This is a genomic window from Gillisella taibaishanensis, from assembly GCF_001938985.1.
Taxonomy (GTDB): domain Bacteria; phylum Pseudomonadota; class Alphaproteobacteria; order Rhizobiales; family Rhizobiaceae; genus Allorhizobium; species Allorhizobium taibaishanense.
Window position 1 is genome coordinate 359,605 of sequence record NZ_MKIN01000023.1, and the last position, 21,044, is coordinate 380,648.

Here is a 21,044-nt window from a genome sequence, read left to right on the forward strand (position 1 = left end):
TTCAACTCATATTGAACTGAAGTCAGGGGGACTTTCGTGAAAAATATTGCAACTGCGTCGTCGCTTGCGGCTGCGCTCTGTCTTGGTGCCGCCTTCGCGGCCAAAGCTGACAGCCTCGTCTATACCGATCAGGGAAGCAACTGGACCGCCACGACCCGGGCGATCTACTACACTCAGGACCAGGGTTCGCGGCTCATGCCTCTCTCCTGGATGCAGGCGCTGTCCTTGGCCGACGGTACACCGTTCCTGGCCGACAATCTCGCGCGGTATGGCTATCTGACCATGGATGGTCCCAATAACGGATTGCCTATCGGCTTTACGGTGACCGGACCGGACGGTCGCAAGGAGGTTGGTATGACCTGCGCGGCGTGCCACACGCGCGAAATCGCCATCTCCGACATCCGCTACCGCATTGATGGCGGCCCGGCCCTATCCGATTTTCATCAATTCCTGATCGATCTGGATGCCTCCACGCAAAAGCTGGTGGCCGACCCGATCGCCTATGACCTCTTCAGCAAAACAGTTCTGGGGACCGATTATCCGAATCCCAACAGCCGTGCGCAATTGCAGGTCGACTTCACCATCTGGACGCAGCGCTTCCACGCGATCGTCAGCAAGGGCGTTCCGCATAACACCTGGGGCGTCGGTCGGCTGGATGCGGTCGGCATGATCTTCAACCGGCTCACCGGGCTAGACCTCGGTGCGCCGCCAACCCGGCTGATCGAGGCTAATCTTCAGCCCGCCGATGCGCCGGTTCGCTATCCCTTCCTCTGGAATGCCTCCATCCAGGACCGCACCCAGTGGCCTGGCTTTGCTGCCAATGGCAGCGACATTCTGGGCCTCGCACGCAATGTCGGCGAAGTCTACGGTGTCTTTGGCGTGTTTGAGCCGACCAAGGAACAATGGTCGCTGCTCGGCTATGATTACCTGAAAAACAATTCTCTCAACTTCGAGGGATTGAATACGCTCGAGGACCTGATCAAGCAGATGGGTCCGCCAAAGTACCCCTTCCCGGTCGATGCCACCCTCGCCAAAACCGGTGAGACCCTGTTCAACACCTGGCGCGGCAGCGACGGTAAAGGCAGCACCTGTTTCGACTGTCACGGCCAGAAGCCCGGCACGCCATCGCTCGGCAATGCCACCTGGGCAACACCGCTGTGGGATGTCGGAACAGATAGCCGCGAATATAATATCATGAACTGGACGGCATCGCCTGGGATCATGACCGGCGCGCGCATTCCCTTCATCGGCGACAAGCTTGCCGCCACCTCACCTTCCATCGACATCCTGACTGTCGCTGTCGAAGGCAGCATTCTCCAGCATTATGCCGAAAGCATTTTTGACCTCAGGGAAAAGAAGCTGCCGATGCTGCAAAGTGCCATAGACGACGCCTTCAAGGCAAAACTGCCGGAGCTCAATCTATCCTCCGATCTGCGCGAACTGCAAAACGCCTTCCCGCGCTCGCAGGGCCAGAACCTGGCAGCAGTGCAGGCGAAAGTCGCCGCCGCGAGAACAGATGCTGCGGCTAAGCCACCAACGACCGCGACGAGCCAGGCTGCTACCCAGCCGATATCGCCGACCACACAGTTCAAATACGAGTCGCGGGTTCTTTACGGCATCTGGGCGACAGCGCCTTATCTGCATAACGGTTCTGTACCGACCCTTGCAGATCTCCTGCAGCCTGTCGCCAAGCGGCCGCAGACATTTGCCGTCGGCCCCGATTACGATCCGAAACTTGTGGGTTTAGCGGTCACCCAGACCGGGCTCAACACCGTCACCCAGACGACGGATTGCGGCCAGCGCAACTCCGGCAACAGCCGATGCGGCCACGACTTTGGAACAGACCTGTCGCCGTCCGATAAGACGGCATTGCTGGAATATCTGAAAACGCTTTAAGCAGCGGCAAAAAGGGGATCGGCTTGAAGCCGGTCCCTTCCGACTGTCAGGGATCAAGCCGTTTGAAATCCCGGCTTTCGGGATCCATCACCCACAATTCGCCGTTGGAAATGTCGAACCAGGCGCCGTGGATGGACAGCTTGCCCTCCTGCTCGCGGGCTCTCACTTCAGGAAACGTGCGCAGGTTCTCGATCGAATTGCGAATCGAAATCCGTTCCATCGCCGTCTGGCGCTCTGCGGCGGTCATCACCGAAGCGGTCTGAATCTGCTCGGCAGCGGGCTTGATCAGGTTCATCCACTTGCCAATGAAATCCCCGGGCGACAGCGGCTCGGCATCCGGATCAAGCGCGGCGCGAATACCACCGCAACGACCGTGGCCCATGACGATGATGTTCTTGACCTTCAGCGCCAGCACCGCAAACTCAAGTGCAGCCGACGTCGAGTGATATTGGCCATCAGGTTCAAAAGGCGGCACCATGTTGGCGACATTTCGCACGACGAACAATTCGCCGGGACCACAATCGAAAATCGTTTCTGGGGCTGAACGGGAGTCGCAGCAGGCAACGATCATGGTCTGCGGGTTTTGGCCTTGATCGGCCAAAGCTCGATAGCGATCCCGTTCGTCGCTATAACGACCGTTCATGAAGTTGCTGTAACCGGCGAGAAGGGATGCTGGAAAATCTATCATGACCCTGAATTATCGCGCTGCAGCAGGATTGACAAGCAAGGAAAACCACCAGAGAGGCGACAGATCATGAGCGAACCGGCTTGCTGGCCGGATGCAGCAGCCTGCGGATCTGCACGAGCGCCATCGGCGTGATCAGGCTGGATTGATCCTGCTCCAGCGTCAGCTCATCGCTTTCGCGTTTCAGCGACCGCGCGAGGACCTCGTAAACACCGGCCGTTGCCAGTTGCAGCGCCTTTTCTTCACCATGCTTTTGCAGCAGTCGGGCGAGTAGCAGGGCCGAAAACAAGTCGCCAAGGCCGTTTGGGACATTGTCCATGGCACGATGTTCAGCCAGAAGCGCGTGACGGTTCGAGAGCAGCAGGTTTCCAATGCTGCCGGCCATCATCGGCACCGCCGAAGTCACTGCCATCAGCGACGGGCCAAGCGATAAAGCCGCGTCAATGATCGCGCTATTGCTTTCGAGGCCAGCACCCGCCATCCATGCAAGCTCGTAGCGGTTGGGCGTGGCGATATCGGCCAGGGGAATGAGATGGTCGCGGATCGCAACGGCCGTTGTTTCCGGCACGTAAAGCCCCTGCAGATCACCGATGACGGGATCGCAGAGATAAATAAGGTCGGGGTTGCGCTGCTTCAGCGCCGCGACCAGCCGAACCACAGCAAGCGGCTGACGAGGACTACCGAAATAGCCTGATATCACGGCCTTTACCTCGGAGAGCCACGGCGCCCGGATCAGATCGTCTATGGCAGCCTCGAACACGTCATCGGCAAAATTCATGCGCGTCGATGGACCGTGGCCAGGATGCCAGGGCAAGACCACCGTTGGCATCGACCAAACCGGAAAACCCAGACTCTCGAGTGCGAACACGACGGCGCGATTGCCGACCGATCCGCGAATGACATGGCTGGAAATGGCGATGACGGCGCTGGCCGGACTTTCGGACATGGATGGGCGGACCTTATGAATGACGGACGCTACTCCACGCTTTTGAGCCTGTTTTGTCAAACTTTCATGGCTAGCGACCCAAACTTGAGCCGATTTTTTGATTTTCGCCTCTGAAAAAATGAAAAGAGACGAAAAATCAGCTTGTGAAACCCAAAATTGCCCTCACAGATATGAAATTGAAAATCACCGGTAGTAAACGGTGATGGTCAGATCGCAGCAAAATGCTTTGGAGGAAGTCGTGGTTGCAGCTAAACGGGTAAAACGGGAACAGCTTTTCGAGCTTTCCAGAGCAGCGGATGGCAAGGGCACGACCAGTTTGATCGATCCCGCCGCCCTGTTCGGACGCGCCAGCGACGACGATCTCCAGCGTTACGATCCAGCAATGCTGAAAGCCGCCGCGCATCGGGCGAGCGAGGACCTGCAGTCCTGGCAGGGCGACAAGGCCGCCGTGCGCATCGCCACTGTCGAAGGGATAGAGGCTGATGGCGCCAGCCTGAGCGTGCTGTCGATCGTCGACCGTAACAAGCCTTTTCTTTACGATTCGGTCATGGGCGAAGTTACCAGCCAGTTCCGTGACATTCACCTCGCGGTCCACCCCATCCTGGTACACAGCGGTGACGACTGGACGCTCGCCGATATCAAGACCGAGCCCGCAGATCGCGTCAGCTACATCCAGCTGCATCTGGCACCCCTGACCGATGACCAGGCGCAAGGCCTAACGGAGCGTCTGCAGACCGTGCTCTCGCAGGTCGCCACAGTGGCGGCCGACTGGCAGCCGATGGTCTCGCTTCTGAAAACCGCCATGAGCGAACTGGCCGAGCAAGTCCATGTCAAGCGCAAGGCGGAGCGCGCCGAAGCCATCGCCTTCCTGGAATGGCTGCGTGACGAGAACTTCACCTTCCTCGGCATGCGCGAATATCTTTATTCCGGCGACGGCGCGAGCGCCAAGCTGGAACGCGACAAGGGCCGGGGGCTCGGAATTCTCTCTGACCCCGACGTGCTCGTGCTGCGCCAGGGCCGCAATGCCGTCACCACGACGCCTGAGATCCTTGCCTTCCTTCAGGGGCCAGACGACCTGATCGTCACTAAAGCCAATGTCAAATCCGTCGTCCACCGCCGCGCCTATATGGACTATATCGGCATCAAACGCTTCAATGCCGATGGCAAGGTTGTCGGCGAACTGCGCATCGTCGGCCTGTTCACCGCCACGGCCTATACCCACTCGGTCAACCACATCCCGCTCCTGCGGGCCAAGGTCGAGAAGGTCACCGAACAGTTCAACTTCGATCCCTTGAGCCATTCCGGCCGTATCCTGCAGAACACGCTGGAATCCTATCCGCGTGACGATCTCTTTCAGATCGATACCGAGCTTCTGTCTCGCTTCTGCGAGCAGATCATGGACTTGAGCGAGCGGCCGCGCGTGCGGGTCTTGCCGCGCATCGACCATTTTGACCGGTTCGTCTCGCTACTCGTCTTCGTGCCGCGCGAAGAATATAATTCACTGGTGCGTGAGAAGATCGGCGCCTATTTCACCGAGATCTACCAGGGCCGCCTCTCCGCCTATTACCCGGCCTTCCCCGAGGGCGGGGTAGCGCGGGTGCATTTCATCATCGGCCGGTCCGAGGGCAAGACGCCGCGCATCGCCCAGAACAAGTTGGAAGAGGCGGTCAAGGCGATCACCTCGCGCTGGGACGACCGGTTTGCCAGCCTTGCTCCGGCAAAAGCACCGCAGCTGATTGTCAGCCGTGCCTTCGAGGATGCTTTCTCCCCGGAAGAAACGGTTGCCGATCTCACTCACATCCAGACCTGCCTTTCTGGCGCCAAGGCCTCGATTGCCTTCCACAATCGCGAGACGGCAGAAGGCCGGACGCTTTATCTGAAGGTCTTCCACGCTGGCCATCACCTGCCGCTGTCGCGGCGCGTGCCGCTGCTCGAAAATCTCGGCTTCAGCGTCGTCAGCGAACGAACCTTCGATATCACTGCCAAAGATACCGGCAGTGGCAAGGAACAGCTCGTCGTGCTGCACGACATGGAACTGTCGGTCAGGGCCGGTCAGGACTTCGACATTGCCCAGCATGGCAGCCAGGTGGCAGCGACCTTCCTTGCCGCCTTCAACGGTGTTGTCGACAACGACGCCTTCAACCGGCTGGTGCTGAGCACAGGGCTGGAGGTTGGTGAAGTCGCCGTGCTGCGCGCCTATGCCGCCTATCTGCGCCAAGCAGGTGTCGTCTATTCCCTGACCTACATTGCAGAGACGCTGAATAAGTATCCCAAGATCACCGCCGACTTATTTGCACTGTTCCACCAGTCCTTCGATCCGAAGCTCTCGGAAAAATCGCGACCACGCAAGCTGGCAGACCTGCGCGATGGTATTGAGACGGCGCTTGCCTCCGTGCCGAGCCTGGATGAGGACCGTATCCTCAGGCGTTACCAGAACGCGGTGGATTCCACCTTGCGCACCAACTATTTCCAGAAGGGCGCCGGCACCGTCAAACCGATGCTTGCCTTCAAATTCGACCCGCAGCAGCTGGACGGTCTGCCGCAGCCTCGCCCCTTCCGCGAAATCTTCGTCTATGGCGTCGAGGTAGAAGGCGTGCATCTGCGCTTCGGCAAGGTTGCCCGCGGCGGCTTGCGCTGGTCGGATCGCGCCCAGGACTACCGCACGGAAGTGCTGGGCCTAGTCAAGGCGCAGCAGGTCAAGAACGCCGTCATCGTCCCTGTAGGCGCAAAGGGCGGCTTCTTCCCCCGACAACTTCCAAGCCCGGCCAACCGCGAAGAATACCTGCGGATGGGCCGTGAAGCCTATATGACCTATATCCGCACGCTGTTGTCGATCACCGACAACATCAAGGACGGCGCCGTCGTAGCGCCGGAAAATACCCTGCGGCTGGATGGCGACGATCCTTATTTCGTCGTAGCTGCCGACAAGGGCACGGCAACCTTCTCCGACACAGCCAATGGGCTGGCGCGCGAAGCCGGATTTTGGCTGGACGACGCCTTTGCCTCCGGAGGCTCGGCCGGCTACGACCATAAGAAGATGGGTATTACCGCCCGCGGCGCCTGGGAAGCGGTCAAACGGCATTTCCGTGAAATGGACGTGGACATCCAGAAGACGCCGTTCAGCGTCGTTGGCGTCGGCGACATGTCCGGCGACGTTTTCGGCAATGGCATGCTCTTGTCGCGCAAGATCCGGCTGATCGGCGCCTTCGACCACCGCGACATCGTCATCGATCCCGATCCGGATATGGAAAAGTCGTTCCAGGAGCGCAGGCGCATGTTCGCCCTGCCCCGCTCCAGCTGGCAGGACTATAACAAGGCGTTGCTGTCCAAGGGCGGCATGATCATTTCGCGCGCCGAAAAATCCGTAACTCTCACGCCCGAAGCGGCAGCGGCAATCGGTCTTGCCAAGAAGGTGGCGACACCATTCGAGATCATGACCGCGATCCTCAAGGCTGAGGTCGATCTGCTCTGGTTCGGCGGCATCGGCACCTATGTCAAGGCGCTGTCGGAAACCGATGCCGAAGTCGGCGACCGCGCCAATGACCCGATCCGCATCACAGCCGACGAAGTCGGCGCCAAGGTGATCGGCGAAGGCGCCAATCTCGGCGTCACCCAGAAGGGCCGCATCGCCTTCTCGCTGAAGGGCGGCCGCTGCAATTCCGACGCCATCGACAATTCGGCCGGCGTCAACTCCTCCGACGTCGAAGTCAATATCAAGATCGCGCTGTCGACGGTGGTTTCATCCGGCCGACTTGACATGCCCGCCCGCAACAAGCTGCTGGCATCGATGACCGAGGACGTCGGCGAGCTCGTCTTGCGCAACAATTACCTGCAGTCCCTGGCGATTTCGCTGGTGACACGCCAAGGCGCTGCCAACAGGGATGAATTGGCCCGGCTGATGACAGTGCTGGAAAGCTCCGGCCGTCTGAACCGCAAGGTGGAGACCCTGCCGGATGACGCGGCTTTGGCCGAACGTTATGCCGGCGGACAGTCCCTCACCCGACCGGAGGTCGGCGTGTTGCTCTCCTACGCGAAGATCTCGCTGTTTGACGATCTGATCGAGACCAGCCTGCCTGACGATGCCTATTGCACCAGCATCCTCAGCAATTATTTCCCGAAGAAGATGCGCCGGCCCTATGCCGATGACATCGCCGGCCACCGGCTGCATCGGGAAATCGTCGCCACCGTGCTTGCCAATCACATCATCAATCGCGGCGGCCCTGGCTTCATGGCCTGGATGAGCGATGCGACCGGGGCAACAGTCGAGGATATCGCAAGGGCCGCACTGCTGACCCGCGACAGCCTTGATCTGCGCAGCTACTGGGATCGTATCGACGCCTTGGACGGCGAGATCGGCGGGGACGCGCAAAACGATCTCTATCAGCGCGTCGGCACGAGCTACCGAGTGTTTACCAAGCTCGCGATCGACACAAGACTGGCTGGCGGCGACCTTTCAGAAGCGGTGCGCAAGCTGAAGGGGGCAATCAAATCCTTCAAGGGCTTCGCGCGCGCGGTCACACCGGCCGATTTCTCGGCGCAGATCGATGCGGAAGCCAGCGCCATGATCGGAGCCGGCGTGCCGGAGGATCTCGCCGAGGATCTCGCCGAACTGTGGAGCCTGACCGTGACGCCGGAAGTGATTTCCATCGCGCTCAGGGCCGACGCTAGCCTGCAGAAGGCGACGGAAGGCTATTACAAGGTCAGCGAGATCTTCCGCATCGGAAGGCTTCTCTCCTCGGTCGAGAAGATCCCGACCAGCGACCACTATGACAGCCTCGCCCGGCTGCGCAGCCTGGATCTCGTGCTCAAGGCCAGACGCAACATCGTCGTGCAGGCCCTGACCGGTCATGGCGACAGCCGCGATCCGGTCGCCGCCTGGCGCTCTGCCGACACGGTCAGGATCAATCGGCTGGGCAGCGAGTTGATCGCGCTGACCGAAGGCGATCCGAGCTTGTCGCGCCTGACGGTCGCCGCCAGCCTGCTGACGGATATCGCCCAGGCGAGCGCCTGATCTCGGGCGCAAGCCCTGGCAGGAATTCGGATTGAAGCCCGAATGAGATAATGCCAGTGTCGCCGCCGAAATCATCGGCGGCGATAGGTGGAAAATGGCGCAGCAGACGCAAGGGCAGACCGAAAATCCGACCGGCAAGGCGGGCATATGGGGGTGGATGCTGTTCGATTGGGCAGCCCAGCCCTTCTTTACCGTCGTGACCACCTTCATTTTCGGCCCCTACTTCGTCTCCCGCTTCACCCATGATCCCGTCAGCGCCCAGGCTGCCTGGAGCAATGCCGCCACGGTTGCCTCTGTTGTCATCGCCCTTCTCTCCCCCGTCCTTGGCGCCATCGCCGACCGCAGCGGCGCTCGCAAGCCCTGGATCGCGTTCTTTGCCGTTATCAAGATCCTCTGCCTGCTGATGCTTTGGGAAGCAGCACCGGGCTCTCCGGTGATCTATCCGCTGGTTCTGTTCAGCCTCGCATCGATCGCTGCCGAATTTTCTATCGTTTTCAACGACTCAATGATGCCGCGCCTGGTCAGCGCGAAAGATGTAGGACGGATTTCCAATACGGCCTGGGGACTCGGCTATCTCGGCGGCATGATCGTGCTGATAGCAGTCGTGCTACTGATCGCCGCCAATCCCGACAGCGGCAAGACCATTCTCGGTACAACACCGCTCTTTGGCCTGAACCCCGTAACCGGCGAAGATGCACGGATCACCGGCCCGATCTCGGCCATCTGGTATCTGCTGTTCATCCTGCCGATGTTTTTCTTCACGCCTGACCAGGAAAAAGGCGAGGCATTCGGCAAAGCCGTAAAAGCCGGGCTGAGAGATCTGAAATCGACGCTACGCGAAGTCCGTCAGCGGGCCGGCATCCTACGCTTCCTGATCGCCCGTATGATCTATCAGGACGGCGTCAACGGCTTGCTGATCCTCGGCGGCGTGTTTGCGGCAGGCATGTTCGGCTGGTCGACCATGGAAATCGGCATTTACGGCATCATTCTCAACGTCGTCGCGATTTTTGGCTGCGCGCTGGCTAGCCGGCTCGATGCAGCACTCGGCTCGAAAATCATGGTGGTAATCAGCCTGATCCTGCTTTTGACCGCCAGCATCGGCATCGTCTCGACAGGCACAAGCTTCACCGCCTTTGGACTGGTGCCGCTATCGACGGAAAGCTCCGGCAGCCTGTTCGGAACGCCGGCTGAAAAGGTCTATATCCTCTACGGCGTGTTGATCGGCCTTGCCTTCGGCCCAGTCCAGGCCTCCTCACGCTCCTATCTCGCCCGCAGCATCGCCCCGCAGGAGGCTGGACGCTATTTCGGCATCTACGCGCTGTCGGGCCGCGCCACCAGCTTCATGGCCACCCTCTCCTTCTCCCTGATCACCACAGCAACCGGTTCGTCACGGGCCGGCATGGCAAGTCTGACCATCTTTCTCGGTCTCGGTCTGGTCCTGCTGCTGGCAACGCCTTATCCTGCCAACAGGAGATGACTGGGGGAAATGAAATGGAGGATATAGGAGATGGAGCATTTACCTGAAATAGGTCTTGCTTTCGGAGCCTTCGCGCTCGGAATGTTGAGCCCTGGGCCGAACATACTGTCTGTCATCGGGACTTCCATGGCCGTGAGCCGGAGGGCTGGCCTTGCACTGGCATTGGGTATTTCTGCTGGCTCGCTCATTTGGGCGTCCATGACCGCCATTGGTTTGACGGCCTTGATCTCGGCCTACGCATCCGTTCTGACAATCATCAAGATCGCTGGCGGTCTCTACCTTCTGTGGTTGGCGTTTAAGGCGTTTCGTTCCGCAGCGACTACAGCGGCGGCCAAGGCCCCCTCCTCGCTTGATTCAGGAGGTTTATATGCGTTCTTCTTTCGTGGCTTGGCTATCCAACTGACCAATCCAAAGGCCGCCCTGACGTGGATTGCAATCATGTCGCTTGGTCTTGCACATTCGGCACCAGCATCCACTGCACTTACCATTGTGATTGGCACCACAATTCTCTCGGTTGCCGGCCATGCGGCCTATGCTGTCGCATTCTCCACCGAACGCATTATCGCCATTTACCAGCGGGCACGTCGGTGGATAGACCTGACGTTAGGAGTCTTCTTCACTGCAGCAGGAATAAAGCTACTGACAAGCCGTCCATAGCTTTCTCGGAGAGTTTTGGCTGCTTCGGTAAGGTCATGAAGCCAGAGACAAATATGAAAAGCGGCCGGAACCGAAGTTCCAGCCGCTTTTTCTATTCAAGTCACATGAGCATCAAAGGCTGATCGCGAAAGCTCCATCCTTTTCAGCGACCGCAACGCCATTGGCACTGACGTCATAGCCGGAGCCGTCAGCCTTGCGGCTCGCCTTGACCGAGACGGCCTTGCCGCCGATGCTGATTTCCGCCTCGTAGGCGTCCATGCTGGACGGCAGCGCCGGCTTCAGGCTGATGCCCTGGCCTTCGCGGTGGATGCCGAGGAAGCCTTCGAGCGCGAACCGGTAGAGCCAGCCGGCCGAGCCCGTATACCAGGTCCAGCCACCGCGGCCTTCATAGCCCGGTCCGCCATAGACGTCGGCTGCGACGACATAGGGCTCGACGCGGTAGCGGTTTGCCTCATCGGTGGTTTGAGCATGATGGACCGGGTTCAGCATCGAGAACACCTTCCATGCCTCGTCCGTGCGGCCGAGCTTGGAAAGCGCCAGGCCCGTCCAGATCGCCGCATGGGTATACTGGCCACCGTTTTCGCGCACGCCCGGCGGATAGGACTTGATATAGCCCGGGTCCAGACGGCTCTTCTCGAACGGCGGAGTGAACAGACGCACGATACCGACTTCGTCATCGATCAAGCGGCCGACGACAGCGTCCATTGCCTTCTGCTGGCGGTCCGGCTCGGCAAAGCCAGAGAGAACCGACCAGGATTGGGCAATGGCATCGATCCGGCACTCGTCCGACTGATCGGAGCCCAACGGATCGCCATCGTCGAAATAGCCGCGACGGTAGTGATCGCCGTCCCAGCCGGCCTTTTCAAGGGCGACCTTCAGGCTCTTCAGGTGGTTCGTCCAAGCCTTGACGCGGCCTGAGTCCTTGCGCTCTTCGGCAAAGGGCGCAAACACCGTCAGTGCATTGGCAAGGAACCAGCCGAGCCAGATGCTTTCGCCGCGACCGGCGACGCCGACCCGATTCATGCCGTCGTTCCAGTCACCGCCGAGGATCAGCGGCAGACCGTTGGTGCCGGTGCGTGTGATCGCCAGATCCAGCGCGCGGGCAGCATGCTCGTAAAGCGAGGCCTTTTCAGCGGAGATCTCCGGCTGGAAGAAGGCGTCATGCCGTCCGAGAGCAAGTGTCGGGCCATCGAGGAAGCTGACATCGGCATCGAGGATCGCCTTGTCGGCCGTCGCTGTCACATAGGAGTGGATGGCATAGGCCAGCCAGACCACGTCATCCGAGATGGTGCTGCGAATGCCGGCACCGTTCTGCGGCAGCCACCAATGCTGCACGTCACCTTCCTTAAACTGCCGCGAAGCAGCATTGAGGATCTGGTTTCGGGCGAGCTCCGGACGATAGAGCAGGAAGGCGAGACTGTCCTGCAACTGGTCGCGGAAGCCATAGGCACCGGAGGCCTGGTAGAAGCCGGCACGCGCTTTGATGCGGCAAGCGAGCGTCTGGTACGGCAGCCAATGGTTGACCATATGGTCAAAGGCCTTGTCGCCGGTCTTGACCTTGATATGGCCGGTGAAGTCACCCCAGAAGGCCTTGGCCTCGTTGAGAGCGCCATCGAAGCCCTTGGCTCTTGCGGCACCGATCAGGCTGCGGGCCTGGTCGACCGTTGCGGCATCGCCCATCAGGAAGGTAACCGAAGCCTCCTCGCCCGGCTCAAGGGTGAGGTCGAAAGCCAGCGCCGCGCAGGGATCGCCTTCCGGATCGATGGAACCGGACAAAGGCGAAGCCTTGGCAACCGCCTGCGGCATCTTGATATCGCCATGGCGGCCGATGAATTCACGGCGGCTCGAGGCAAAGCCTGTTGCCGCTTCCACAGCGGTCAGGAAGGCAAACCGGCCCGAATAGTCGATGCTATAGGGGTTGGTCGCCAGAAGTGCGCCAGTTTCCGCATCATGGGACGGCAGCACGAAGGCAGCCGTCTTCATCGGGTTGTTGCCGAGGATCCATTCGACATAACCATAGCTGCGCAGACGCCGGGTGGTATTGCCGGTGTTGCGGATCTTCAGCCGGCTAAAGCGGACCGGCTCGACCTGATCGACCGTAACGGTCAATTCGACCGCAAGACCGGCAGCCTCGGTTGAGAAGACCGAGTAGCCCAGGCCATGGCGGGTTTCATAGACCACATCCTGACGATTGCTTGCAGCCGCAATCGGGCTCACCACCTCGCCGCTGTCGAGATCGGCCACGTAGAAGGCCTCGCCGGTGCGGTTGGTGACTGTATCGTTCGACCAGGGCGTCAGCTGATAGTCACGCGAGTTGCGGCTCCAGGTAAAGCCTGCGCCTTCGGCCGAGATGTGGAAGCCGAAATTGTCATTGGAGATGACATTGATCCACGGCTGCGGCGTCGACTGGCCAGGGCCAAGCCGCACCACATATTCGGCACCGCTTTCGGCGAAACCGCCGTAGCCATTCCAGAATTCCAGATCGCTGCCGTCGATGTCAGGCAGGATGCGGTCAGCGCGACCAGCCATGACAGGCACCGGCGGATACCAATCGGAATCCACGGCATCCACACCGCGCGGCGCTGCAAACAGCTCGGCGGCATGGGTGACCTGATCGGTGATCTTGCCATTGCGGGCATGCAGAACGACGCGGGCAGCGGCGAGCACGGCATTCCAGCCGCTCTCATCCATCAGATCGCGGCGCACGGCAAACACATGCTGCTGGCCACCTTCGGCCTGCTTGGTGCGCATGCCCTCGGCCAACTGTTCCAGGGCATGCTGCATGTCCTGGGCGTAGGACGCAGCCCGCTCATTGAGGACAACGACATCGGTGACGACGCCATGGCGCTGCAGGTAATCCTGAGCACTCAATGCTTCACGGACCACTTCCGTGTCCATTTCGTCATTGATGCGCACCGCAAAGATCGGATAGTCGCCCGAGATCGAGTTGGGCCACAGTGCCGACTGCGAGGCGAGGCCGGCGCGGACCGTATCCGGATCGGCACGCAGATGCATGTCGGGATAGATCAGGTAGCGACCGAGCTGCTGGAAGGCTGCAGCCTGCTGCGAGGTGATACCGATATGGCGCATCTCAACCTGGGTTCTGGTCCAGGCGTGCAGCATTTCGTGGTTGAAGGCGTCGGGATGGCGATAGCGCTCGATGGCGACATCGACTTCCTGGCGGCTCGGGGCGGCAATGGTCCAATAGACCACGCTGACCTTCTTGCCGGCGGGCACGCGCAACACGCGGCGGAAGCTGGCAATCGGATCGAGCGTAAAGCCTTCCGAACCCGACAGAACCGCATCGGGATCGAAGGCCACAGCTTCGGAAAGCGTGCGGCCACGGCCGATGAACTTATAGCGGTCCGTCTCGAATTCGGTATTGCGGCCCGGTCCCGACGTATCGGAAACCAGATGCGCCACGCAGATATCGGGATCGCTCGGTGAACGCTTGTTGCGCTCGATGCGGATCACGTCGCCCTTGCGGCCAAGCTCGGTCTTAACGAACATCCGCGAGAACACCGGGTGGGCGTTGTCATTGTCGTCGCTCGATAGTACCGGCTCCATGTAGGAGGTCACTTCGATGAAGCGGTCTTCGGTGCCGGTGTTGAGCAAGGTTACGCGCCGGCCTTCGGCGTCATGCTCTGTGGCAACGACGCATTCGACGGTCGAGGTGATGTCGCCGACAGTCTTGGTGAATTCCGCCTTGTCGTCGCTGAACACGACTCGGGTCTTTTCTTCCGCCGCGCGACGCGGCGCTGCGGTCGTCGACCACCATTCGCCCGACGCGGTATCGCGCAGGAAGATAAAGGTACCGTTGCGGTCTTCGGTCGGGTCGGGCTTCCAACGCGACACGGAAAGCCCGTTCCAACGTGAGAAGCCGGAGCCTGTCGCCGTCAGCATGACCGAGTAGTGGCCGTTCGACAGCAGAACAAGTTCGCGGTCCTTGGACAGCGGATCGGTGATGGTGCGGATCTCCGGACGCAGCAGATCCGCCTGGCCCTTGCCCGGGGTCTGAGGCTCGTATTTCGCGCTCATGACAGGGATTTCCCGCGGTGCCTTTTCCTGCAGCAGCAGTTCCGCCGCTTCGATCACCGGATCGGCATGGAAGAGTTCACGCAACAGACCGTTGAAGGTCACGTTGGCGATGGCCGCAATCGACATGCCGTGATGGTGGGCATAGTAATTGTAGACCACGGCGCAGGGCTTGCCCTTCGGCACGCGGGTCGGCGTGAAGTCGACGGCATCGTGGAAGCCGTAGGCGCCAAGCGCGCCGAGCGAACGCAGCTTCTTCAGGTTTTCCGCTGCCGCCTTCGGATCGTACTGGCTGGCGAGGATCGACGCATAAGGTGCGATGACGGCATTCTGGCCGAGACCGCGCTTGAGGCCGAGGGTCGGCACGCCGAAGTTGGTATACTGGTAGGCCAGCGCATGGTCGCGAGCGTTGAAAGCCGCTTCCGAAATACCCCAGGGGATATTCAGGCGCTTGCCGTGGTTCATCTGTTCCTTGACGATCAGATTGTTCGTCTGGTTCAGAATGCCACCCTGACGCTCCTGCATGACCAGAGGCGGCATCAGATATTCGAACATCGAGCCGGACCAGGAGACCAGCGCCGCGCGCGAGCCGATCGGCACGACCTGGCGGCCAAGCTTGTACCAGTGCTCGGTCGGCAGATCGCCCTTGGCAATGGCAAACAGCGAGGTCAGGCGTGCTTCCGACGCCAAAAGGTCGTAGCAGGCCTCGTCCAACTCCATAGTCTCGACTCGGTAGCCGATGGAGAGCAGACGGCGCTCCTTGCGGAACAGGAAGGCGAAATCCATCGAGAAGGCGAGATCGCGGCTGCGGTCGCGCAGGCTGGCCAGACGCTGGCGCAGCGGCTCGATATTGGAAAGGTCGAAAGCGCTGTCGGCAATATGGGATTCGCAGACCGCGACCAGCGATTCGCTCCAGCGCAGCAGATCTGTACTCTTGTCGGAGCGGAGTTCGTGATGGAGATTGGCGGCAAGTTTCTGGATGTCGCGGGCAAGAACCGCAAGGTTGATCACCCGGATCGAGGCAAACTCATGCTCGCGCTTGACGGACGCCAGGGCATTGTTGAAGCCGATGATCCGCTCATAGAGGCGGGTGCGCAGCGGCCGCACGGTCTTGCGGTCGTCGGGCAGTTCCTTCAGCGCTTCCATCAGGATACCACCGACATCGCCGATACCGTCGAGGCTGCCCTGGAGATGCGCTGAGGGCGCTTCCGCCCAGTGGCGGCAGGCGGACGAGATGGCAATCAGGTGACCGGCAAGGTTGCCGCTGTCGACAGCCGAGATGTAGCGATTGCCGAGCGGCTTCAGCGTATCCGTATGATACCAGTTGTAGATATGACCACGGAACTTATCCATCTTCTCGACGGTACCGATGGTCTGTTCCAGCTTCTCGATAGTCTGTTCGAAGCCGAGCCAGCCGAAATGGCGGGCGGAAACGATCGAGAGAAGATAAACGCCGATATTGGTCGGCGAGGTGCGCCGCGCCACGACAGGCTCCGGCGTTTCCTGGAAGTTATCAGGCGGCAGGAAATGTTCGCCGGCATTGGCGAAGGTCTCGTAATAGCGCCACGTGCGGCGCGCGATGCGACGCAGTTCGATGACAGTTTCCTCGGGCACCAGCAGCCGATCTTCCGTCTCGGCGGACTGGCTGACATACCAGGCGACCAGCGGCGACAGAACCCACATCAGCGAGAACGGCAGGCCGATCAGCGCACCATAGCCGGCTTCGTAGGTCGACAGGCCAAAGGCGACGATGGCCAGCGTCGGCGCATAGCGCATCGTCCGGTAATAGGTGGCGATGCTGCCCTGGGCGACCGACTGGATGCTGGCGGCGGTGCGCCATTCCAGCAGGAACTTGCGAGTGACGAGAAGCCGGTACATCGAGCGCACGATGGCATCGGCCATCATGCAGGCCATGTCGGCGATAAAGACGATACGCAACGCCACCTGGGCATTGGCGCCCCGCAGATCGGCCCAGAGCGACTGGAAATGCGCGCTCGGCACGATATCGGTCTGACGCGGCACAAGCGCATTGATCAGCGAGATCGTCGGAGCGACGAACAGCGAGAAGATCAGCAGCAATTGCCAGATCAGCGTGTCGATCGGGTTCATGGCGAACCAGCCGATCACGGAGGCGGCAAACCAGGCAATCGGCGTTAGCGAACGGCGCAGATTGTCGACCATCTTCCAACGACCGAGAGCGGTGATCCCGCGCTTCGGATCAAGAATGTAAGGCAGCAACTGCCAGTCGCCACGCGCCCAGCGGTGCTGGCGCGAAATTTCCACTTCGTAGCGGGTCGGGAAATCCTCGACCAGCTCGACATCCGTCACCAGCGCGCAGCGGGCAAACGAGCCTTCGAGCAAATCGTGGCTGAGAATGGTGTTCTCGTCGATCTGTCCCTTGATGGCGCGCTCGAAGGCGTCAACGTGGTAGAGGCCCTTACCCGTGAAGCTGCCTTCGCCGGTAATGTCCTGATAGACGTCGGAAACGGTGAAGACATAGGGGTCGAGACCGCGATTGATCGAAAATACCCGCTGAAAGACCGAGGCATCCTTGCCCGTGGTCAACGACGGAGTGACGCGCGGCTGCAGAATACCGTAGCCGCTGATGACGCGACCAGTTTCCGGATCGTGCACCGGCCGGTTGATCGGGTGATACATCTTGCCGACCAACTTGGTGACGGCATCGCGCATCAGCCTGGTATCGGCGTCCAGCGTCATCACATATTGTACGCCCTCTGGCACCATATTGGCGCCCGGCAGATAGGACGTATCCTTGTCGCCGCGCAGCAGCAGGTTCAACTCATGCAGCTTACCGCGCTTGCGCTCCCAGCCCATCCAGCAGTCTTCCTGCGGATTGAGCAGCCGGCGACGGTGCAGGAAATAGAAGCGGGTCTTGCCATCCTCGTTGTAGCGCGCATTCAGCGCGGCAACTTCGCGCTTGGCATATTCGAAGACTTCGAGGTCAGAAGGCGTTTCCTCGACCTTGGCATCTGGCCAGTCGCTGAGCAGCGCGAAATAGACTTCGCCGCGCGGATTGGTGAGGTAATGGACTTCGAGATTGCGCACCAGTTCGTCGACATGGTCACGCTTGGAAATCATGCAGGGGACGGCAACCAGCGTTCGCGCATCCTCCGGGATGCCTTCCTTGAATTCATAGCCCGCCAACCGGGCAGGCTTGAGCACGAAGGTGGCGAGCGTGTTGAACAGGCCCGTGGCACCTTCCGAAGCCGGCAGGGCAAACAGGATCACCAGCACGGTGATCAGCGGCACCGACAGGCCGGCATAGGCAAGGTACCAGGCGATCAGCGCCAGCGCCAATGCCGTCAGAGCCAGGATGGGTAGCGCAATCGCCAACCAATGCAGCCGCTTGAAGGCGCGGGTGAGGGCGATATGAGCGGGCACGCGGTACCCGACGGCCCTTTCCAGCTCTTCCTTCTGCGCTCCGACCAGAACGCTGCCAACATTAGACGGCGCGTCCGAGAGATCGCCAGTAACCGCAGCAGCCTTGGAGAGATCGATGGCAATCTGGGCAATTTCCAGCTCTGACTTGTCTGAGCGACGCGCCAGTTTCTCGATCGTATTGCGGTAGCTGTTGCGCGAGCCGAAATCCAGCGCTTCATAGTCGCTGTGGGTCCGCAGCACCTTGTCGACATGGCTAACTTCTTCGACCCAGACCGACCATTCCGTATCATCAATGGTCCGCAGACCCTTGATGATGCTGCCCATCGTGACATTGCCTGATGACAGCCGGTTATGTTCGGAGGCCATGGCCTCTTCGGTCGTGCGGCCATTGGCTTCCAGCCGCTGCTCAAGCCAGCTGACGGCGACGGCAGAGGTCTGTGATCCGTTGCGCAGCCGGTAAAGGAACTGCGTTGCAAACGTATTGTCGTCGGCGAGCGTTTCCAGCTGCTTCAGATACTCGCGGCAGGCGGCTTCGTCGTTCAGCCGCACGATTTCGTCGGCGGCCTCGTTGGCCTTGCGCCGCATCTGCCGGGACTGTTCGACGCGCGTGGAAATGCGCTTCAGATTTTCGACGAGCACGAAGCGGACCATGGAGGGCAGGGCCCACAATTCGCCGATCTCAAGCGAATGTTCGGACTGATAGCCCTCGGCGAGTGCCGTCATGCTTTCGCGTGTCACGGTCGAATGGGTATGGGCGACGTAAAGCCAGGCGAGCGCCATGACGCGGGGAATGACCCGGTCGCCGATCTGCACCGTCGGCAGCTGGCGATAGAACTTGCGGGGAAAATCGCGGCGGACTTCCTGGATCGCTTCTTCGATAATGTAATGATTGTCGAGCAGCCATTCCGCCGCAGGCGTAATCGTCGCCCCGGCTTCCACATCGGCAGCCGTCGTGCGGTAAACGCGCAGGATTTCCCGCTCGTTTTCCTTATGCCGGGCAAAGAAGTCGAAATCGAAGAAGCCTGGAAGGCTGCTTATGACCGACGTGGCGAGAGCTCTGGATTTCTCCTGGAGCTCTTCAATCGTCAGATAAGTGGCCCTGATCGAATCGTTATGATCGATACTGCGGGTTTCTGTATCGCGTGGCGCTGTGGACGGCGTCATAGATGGGGACATGGTCTCGAATTCTGTTACCAGCAAGATTGAAATCGGCCGCATGGGAAATGCAGCAATGACATAGCCTCAGCGGGGCCTAAGGGAAGGCCCGCAGCTGAGGTAAAGTCGGCGAAGCTGCATAAACCGGGGCGATGGCGGCAGCGTGACAAGGTTCAAAACCATTGTCCTGATGGAACGATGGCAGGATGGAAAGGGAGGAATCGGCAGCGCAAGCAGAGCGCATCGCCGTCTTTATGGTCGGGATATCAGGCATTCTTAAGCAGCTTTTCACGGTTTCGGCCACTCCCTTTGCCCGGGACGTATCATCTGCTCGATCGCTGCAGATCCCTGGGTCTTTATCATAATGCATTCCATCCAAGTTTCCGACACTGCAACGCGCTGCTTGAACCGAAGCTGAACGGGTGTAAACTCGCGACATCGTTCCCGGACACCCTGCGTGACCCTTTTTGAGGCCCGCACACAGGGGAACGACAACCGCAGCCGAAGGCGCGAATCGGAAACCGACCATCCACATTTTAGGTTAACTATGTCTCTCTTTTTCTCAAACGACATGAAAGATGTCGTCGCGATGCGTCGCTACCTGCACCAGCATCCGGAACTCGGCCTCTCGGAATTCCACACCTCGGATTACGTGGCCGGCAAGCTGGAGGCGCTGGGCTACGAGGTTACCCGCGGCCTGGCAAAAACCGGGATCGTCGCAACCCTTCGCAACGGAAACAGCGACAGGTCTATCGGGATCAGGGCGGATTTCGACGCGCTGCCGATCACGGAGGAAACCGGGCTCGACTATGCCAGCCTCAACCCCGGCCGCATGCATGCCTGCGGCCACGACGGCCACACCGCCATGCTGCTCGGCGCCGCCGCCATCCTGGCAGAGCGGCGTAATTTCGACGGCACGGTGCATCTGATCTTCCAGCCGGCCGAGGAGAATTTCGGCGGCGCCCGCCTCATGATCGAAGACGGATTGTTCGAGCGCTTCCCCTGCGACGCCGTGTTCGGTCTGCACAACGATCCCGGTACTGCTTTTGGACATTTCGGTTTCCGGGAGGGACCAGTCATGGCCTCGGTCGACGAGTGCAAGATTACCGTGATCGGCCGTGGCGGTCATGGGGCGGAGCCGCAGAGCGCCAGCGACCCCATCGTCGCCGGCGCCAGCATTATTATGGCGCTGCAAACCATTGCGTCGCGCAATATTCACCCGCTCGATCCCGTCGTGGTCACCGTTGGCGGCTTTCACGCCGGTGCGGCCAGCAATGTCATTCCTGAACGCGCCGAGATGGTGCTGACTATCCGCTGTTTCGACGATGGCGTGCGCGACCAGCTGGAGAACCGCATCCGCGCAATTGCCGAGGGCCAGGCAGCGAGTTACGGCATGCGGGTCGAACTGGACTATGAACGCGGCTATCCCGCGACCGTCAATCACGGGCCTGAAACCGATTATGTACGGGCCCTCGCCAAGCGCTTTGCCGGCGAAGACAAGGTGTTCGACATGCCCCGCCCGATCATGGGCAGCGAGGACTTCGCCTATATGCTGCAAGAGCGGCCAGGCACCTACTTCTTCCTCGGCACCAAGCGCACGGATGACGATCCGCCGCTCCACCATCCGCGCTACGATTTCAACGATGATATCTTGCCTATAGGCACGACCTTCTGGGTTGAGCTTGTAGAAAGCAGATTAGGATCTGAATAGCCTTCCGACGCGCCAACGAAAAAAGCGCGACCTTCGCAGGCCGCGCTTTTTCTTTAATGGTGTCGACAG

The 21,044-nt window shown here is 60.2% G+C and carries 8 protein-coding genes; 5 read left to right on the top strand and 3 right to left on the bottom strand.

All coding sequences use genetic code 11. The features are described 5' to 3' along the window. The first annotated feature begins 36 nt into the window (after positions 1–36). Complete coding sequence (locus tag BJF91_RS18475; RefSeq protein ID WP_083943378.1) at positions 37–1,896, top strand: di-heme-cytochrome C peroxidase; 1,860 nt, start codon at positions 37–39, stop codon at positions 1,894–1,896. Between the two features lie 46 nt (positions 1,897–1,942). On the opposite strand, the gene BJF91_RS18480 is transcribed toward BJF91_RS18475, so the two are convergent. Then, complete coding sequence (locus BJF91_RS18480; protein ID WP_075615988.1) at positions 1,943–2,584, bottom strand: carbonic anhydrase; 642 nt, start codon at positions 2,582–2,584, stop codon at positions 1,943–1,945. Between the two features lie 64 nt (positions 2,585–2,648). Next, positions 2,649–3,527 carry a pyridoxal kinase PdxY gene (gene pdxY / locus BJF91_RS18485; RefSeq protein WP_075615989.1) on the bottom strand — a complete coding sequence of 293 codons (879 nt, stop codon included), beginning with the start codon at positions 3,525–3,527 and terminating at the stop codon, positions 2,649–2,651. A 238-nt stretch (positions 3,528–3,765) separates the two neighbouring features. On the opposite strand from pdxY, the gene BJF91_RS18490 reads away from it, so the two are divergent. The 3 genes from BJF91_RS18490 to BJF91_RS18500 all read left to right on the top strand — a co-directional run bounded on the left by BJF91_RS18490 (position 3,766) and on the right by BJF91_RS18500 (position 10,672). After that, positions 3,766–8,538: an NAD-glutamate dehydrogenase gene (locus BJF91_RS18490; protein ID WP_327790071.1), complete on the top strand. Its 4,773-nt coding sequence runs from the start codon at positions 3,766–3,768 to the stop codon at positions 8,536–8,538. Between the two features lie 94 nt (positions 8,539–8,632). Next, a complete protein-coding gene (locus BJF91_RS18495) occupies positions 8,633–10,015 on the top strand; it encodes an MFS transporter (protein WP_075615991.1) in 1,383 nt (460 codons plus the stop codon). Positions 10,016–10,045: 30 nt separating this feature from the next. Beyond that, positions 10,046–10,672, top strand: coding sequence for a LysE family translocator (locus tag BJF91_RS18500; RefSeq protein WP_075615992.1), 627 nt, complete (start codon positions 10,046–10,048; stop codon positions 10,670–10,672). A gap of 111 nt (positions 10,673–10,783) precedes the next feature. Here BJF91_RS18500 and BJF91_RS18505 read toward each other — a convergent pair whose 3' ends face one another. After that, positions 10,784–19,285 (bottom strand): GH36-type glycosyl hydrolase domain-containing protein, encoded by an 8,502-nt coding sequence (locus BJF91_RS18505; RefSeq protein WP_075616100.1) that lies wholly within the window; start codon positions 19,283–19,285, stop codon positions 10,784–10,786. Positions 19,286–19,835: 550 nt separating this feature from the next. On the opposite strand from BJF91_RS18505, the gene BJF91_RS18510 reads away from it, so the two are divergent. Further along, positions 19,836–20,975 carry a M20 aminoacylase family protein gene (locus BJF91_RS18510; protein ID WP_075616101.1) on the top strand — a complete coding sequence of 380 codons (1,140 nt, stop codon included), beginning with the start codon at positions 19,836–19,838 and terminating at the stop codon, positions 20,973–20,975. The last annotated feature ends 69 nt before the right edge of the window (positions 20,976–21,044 follow it).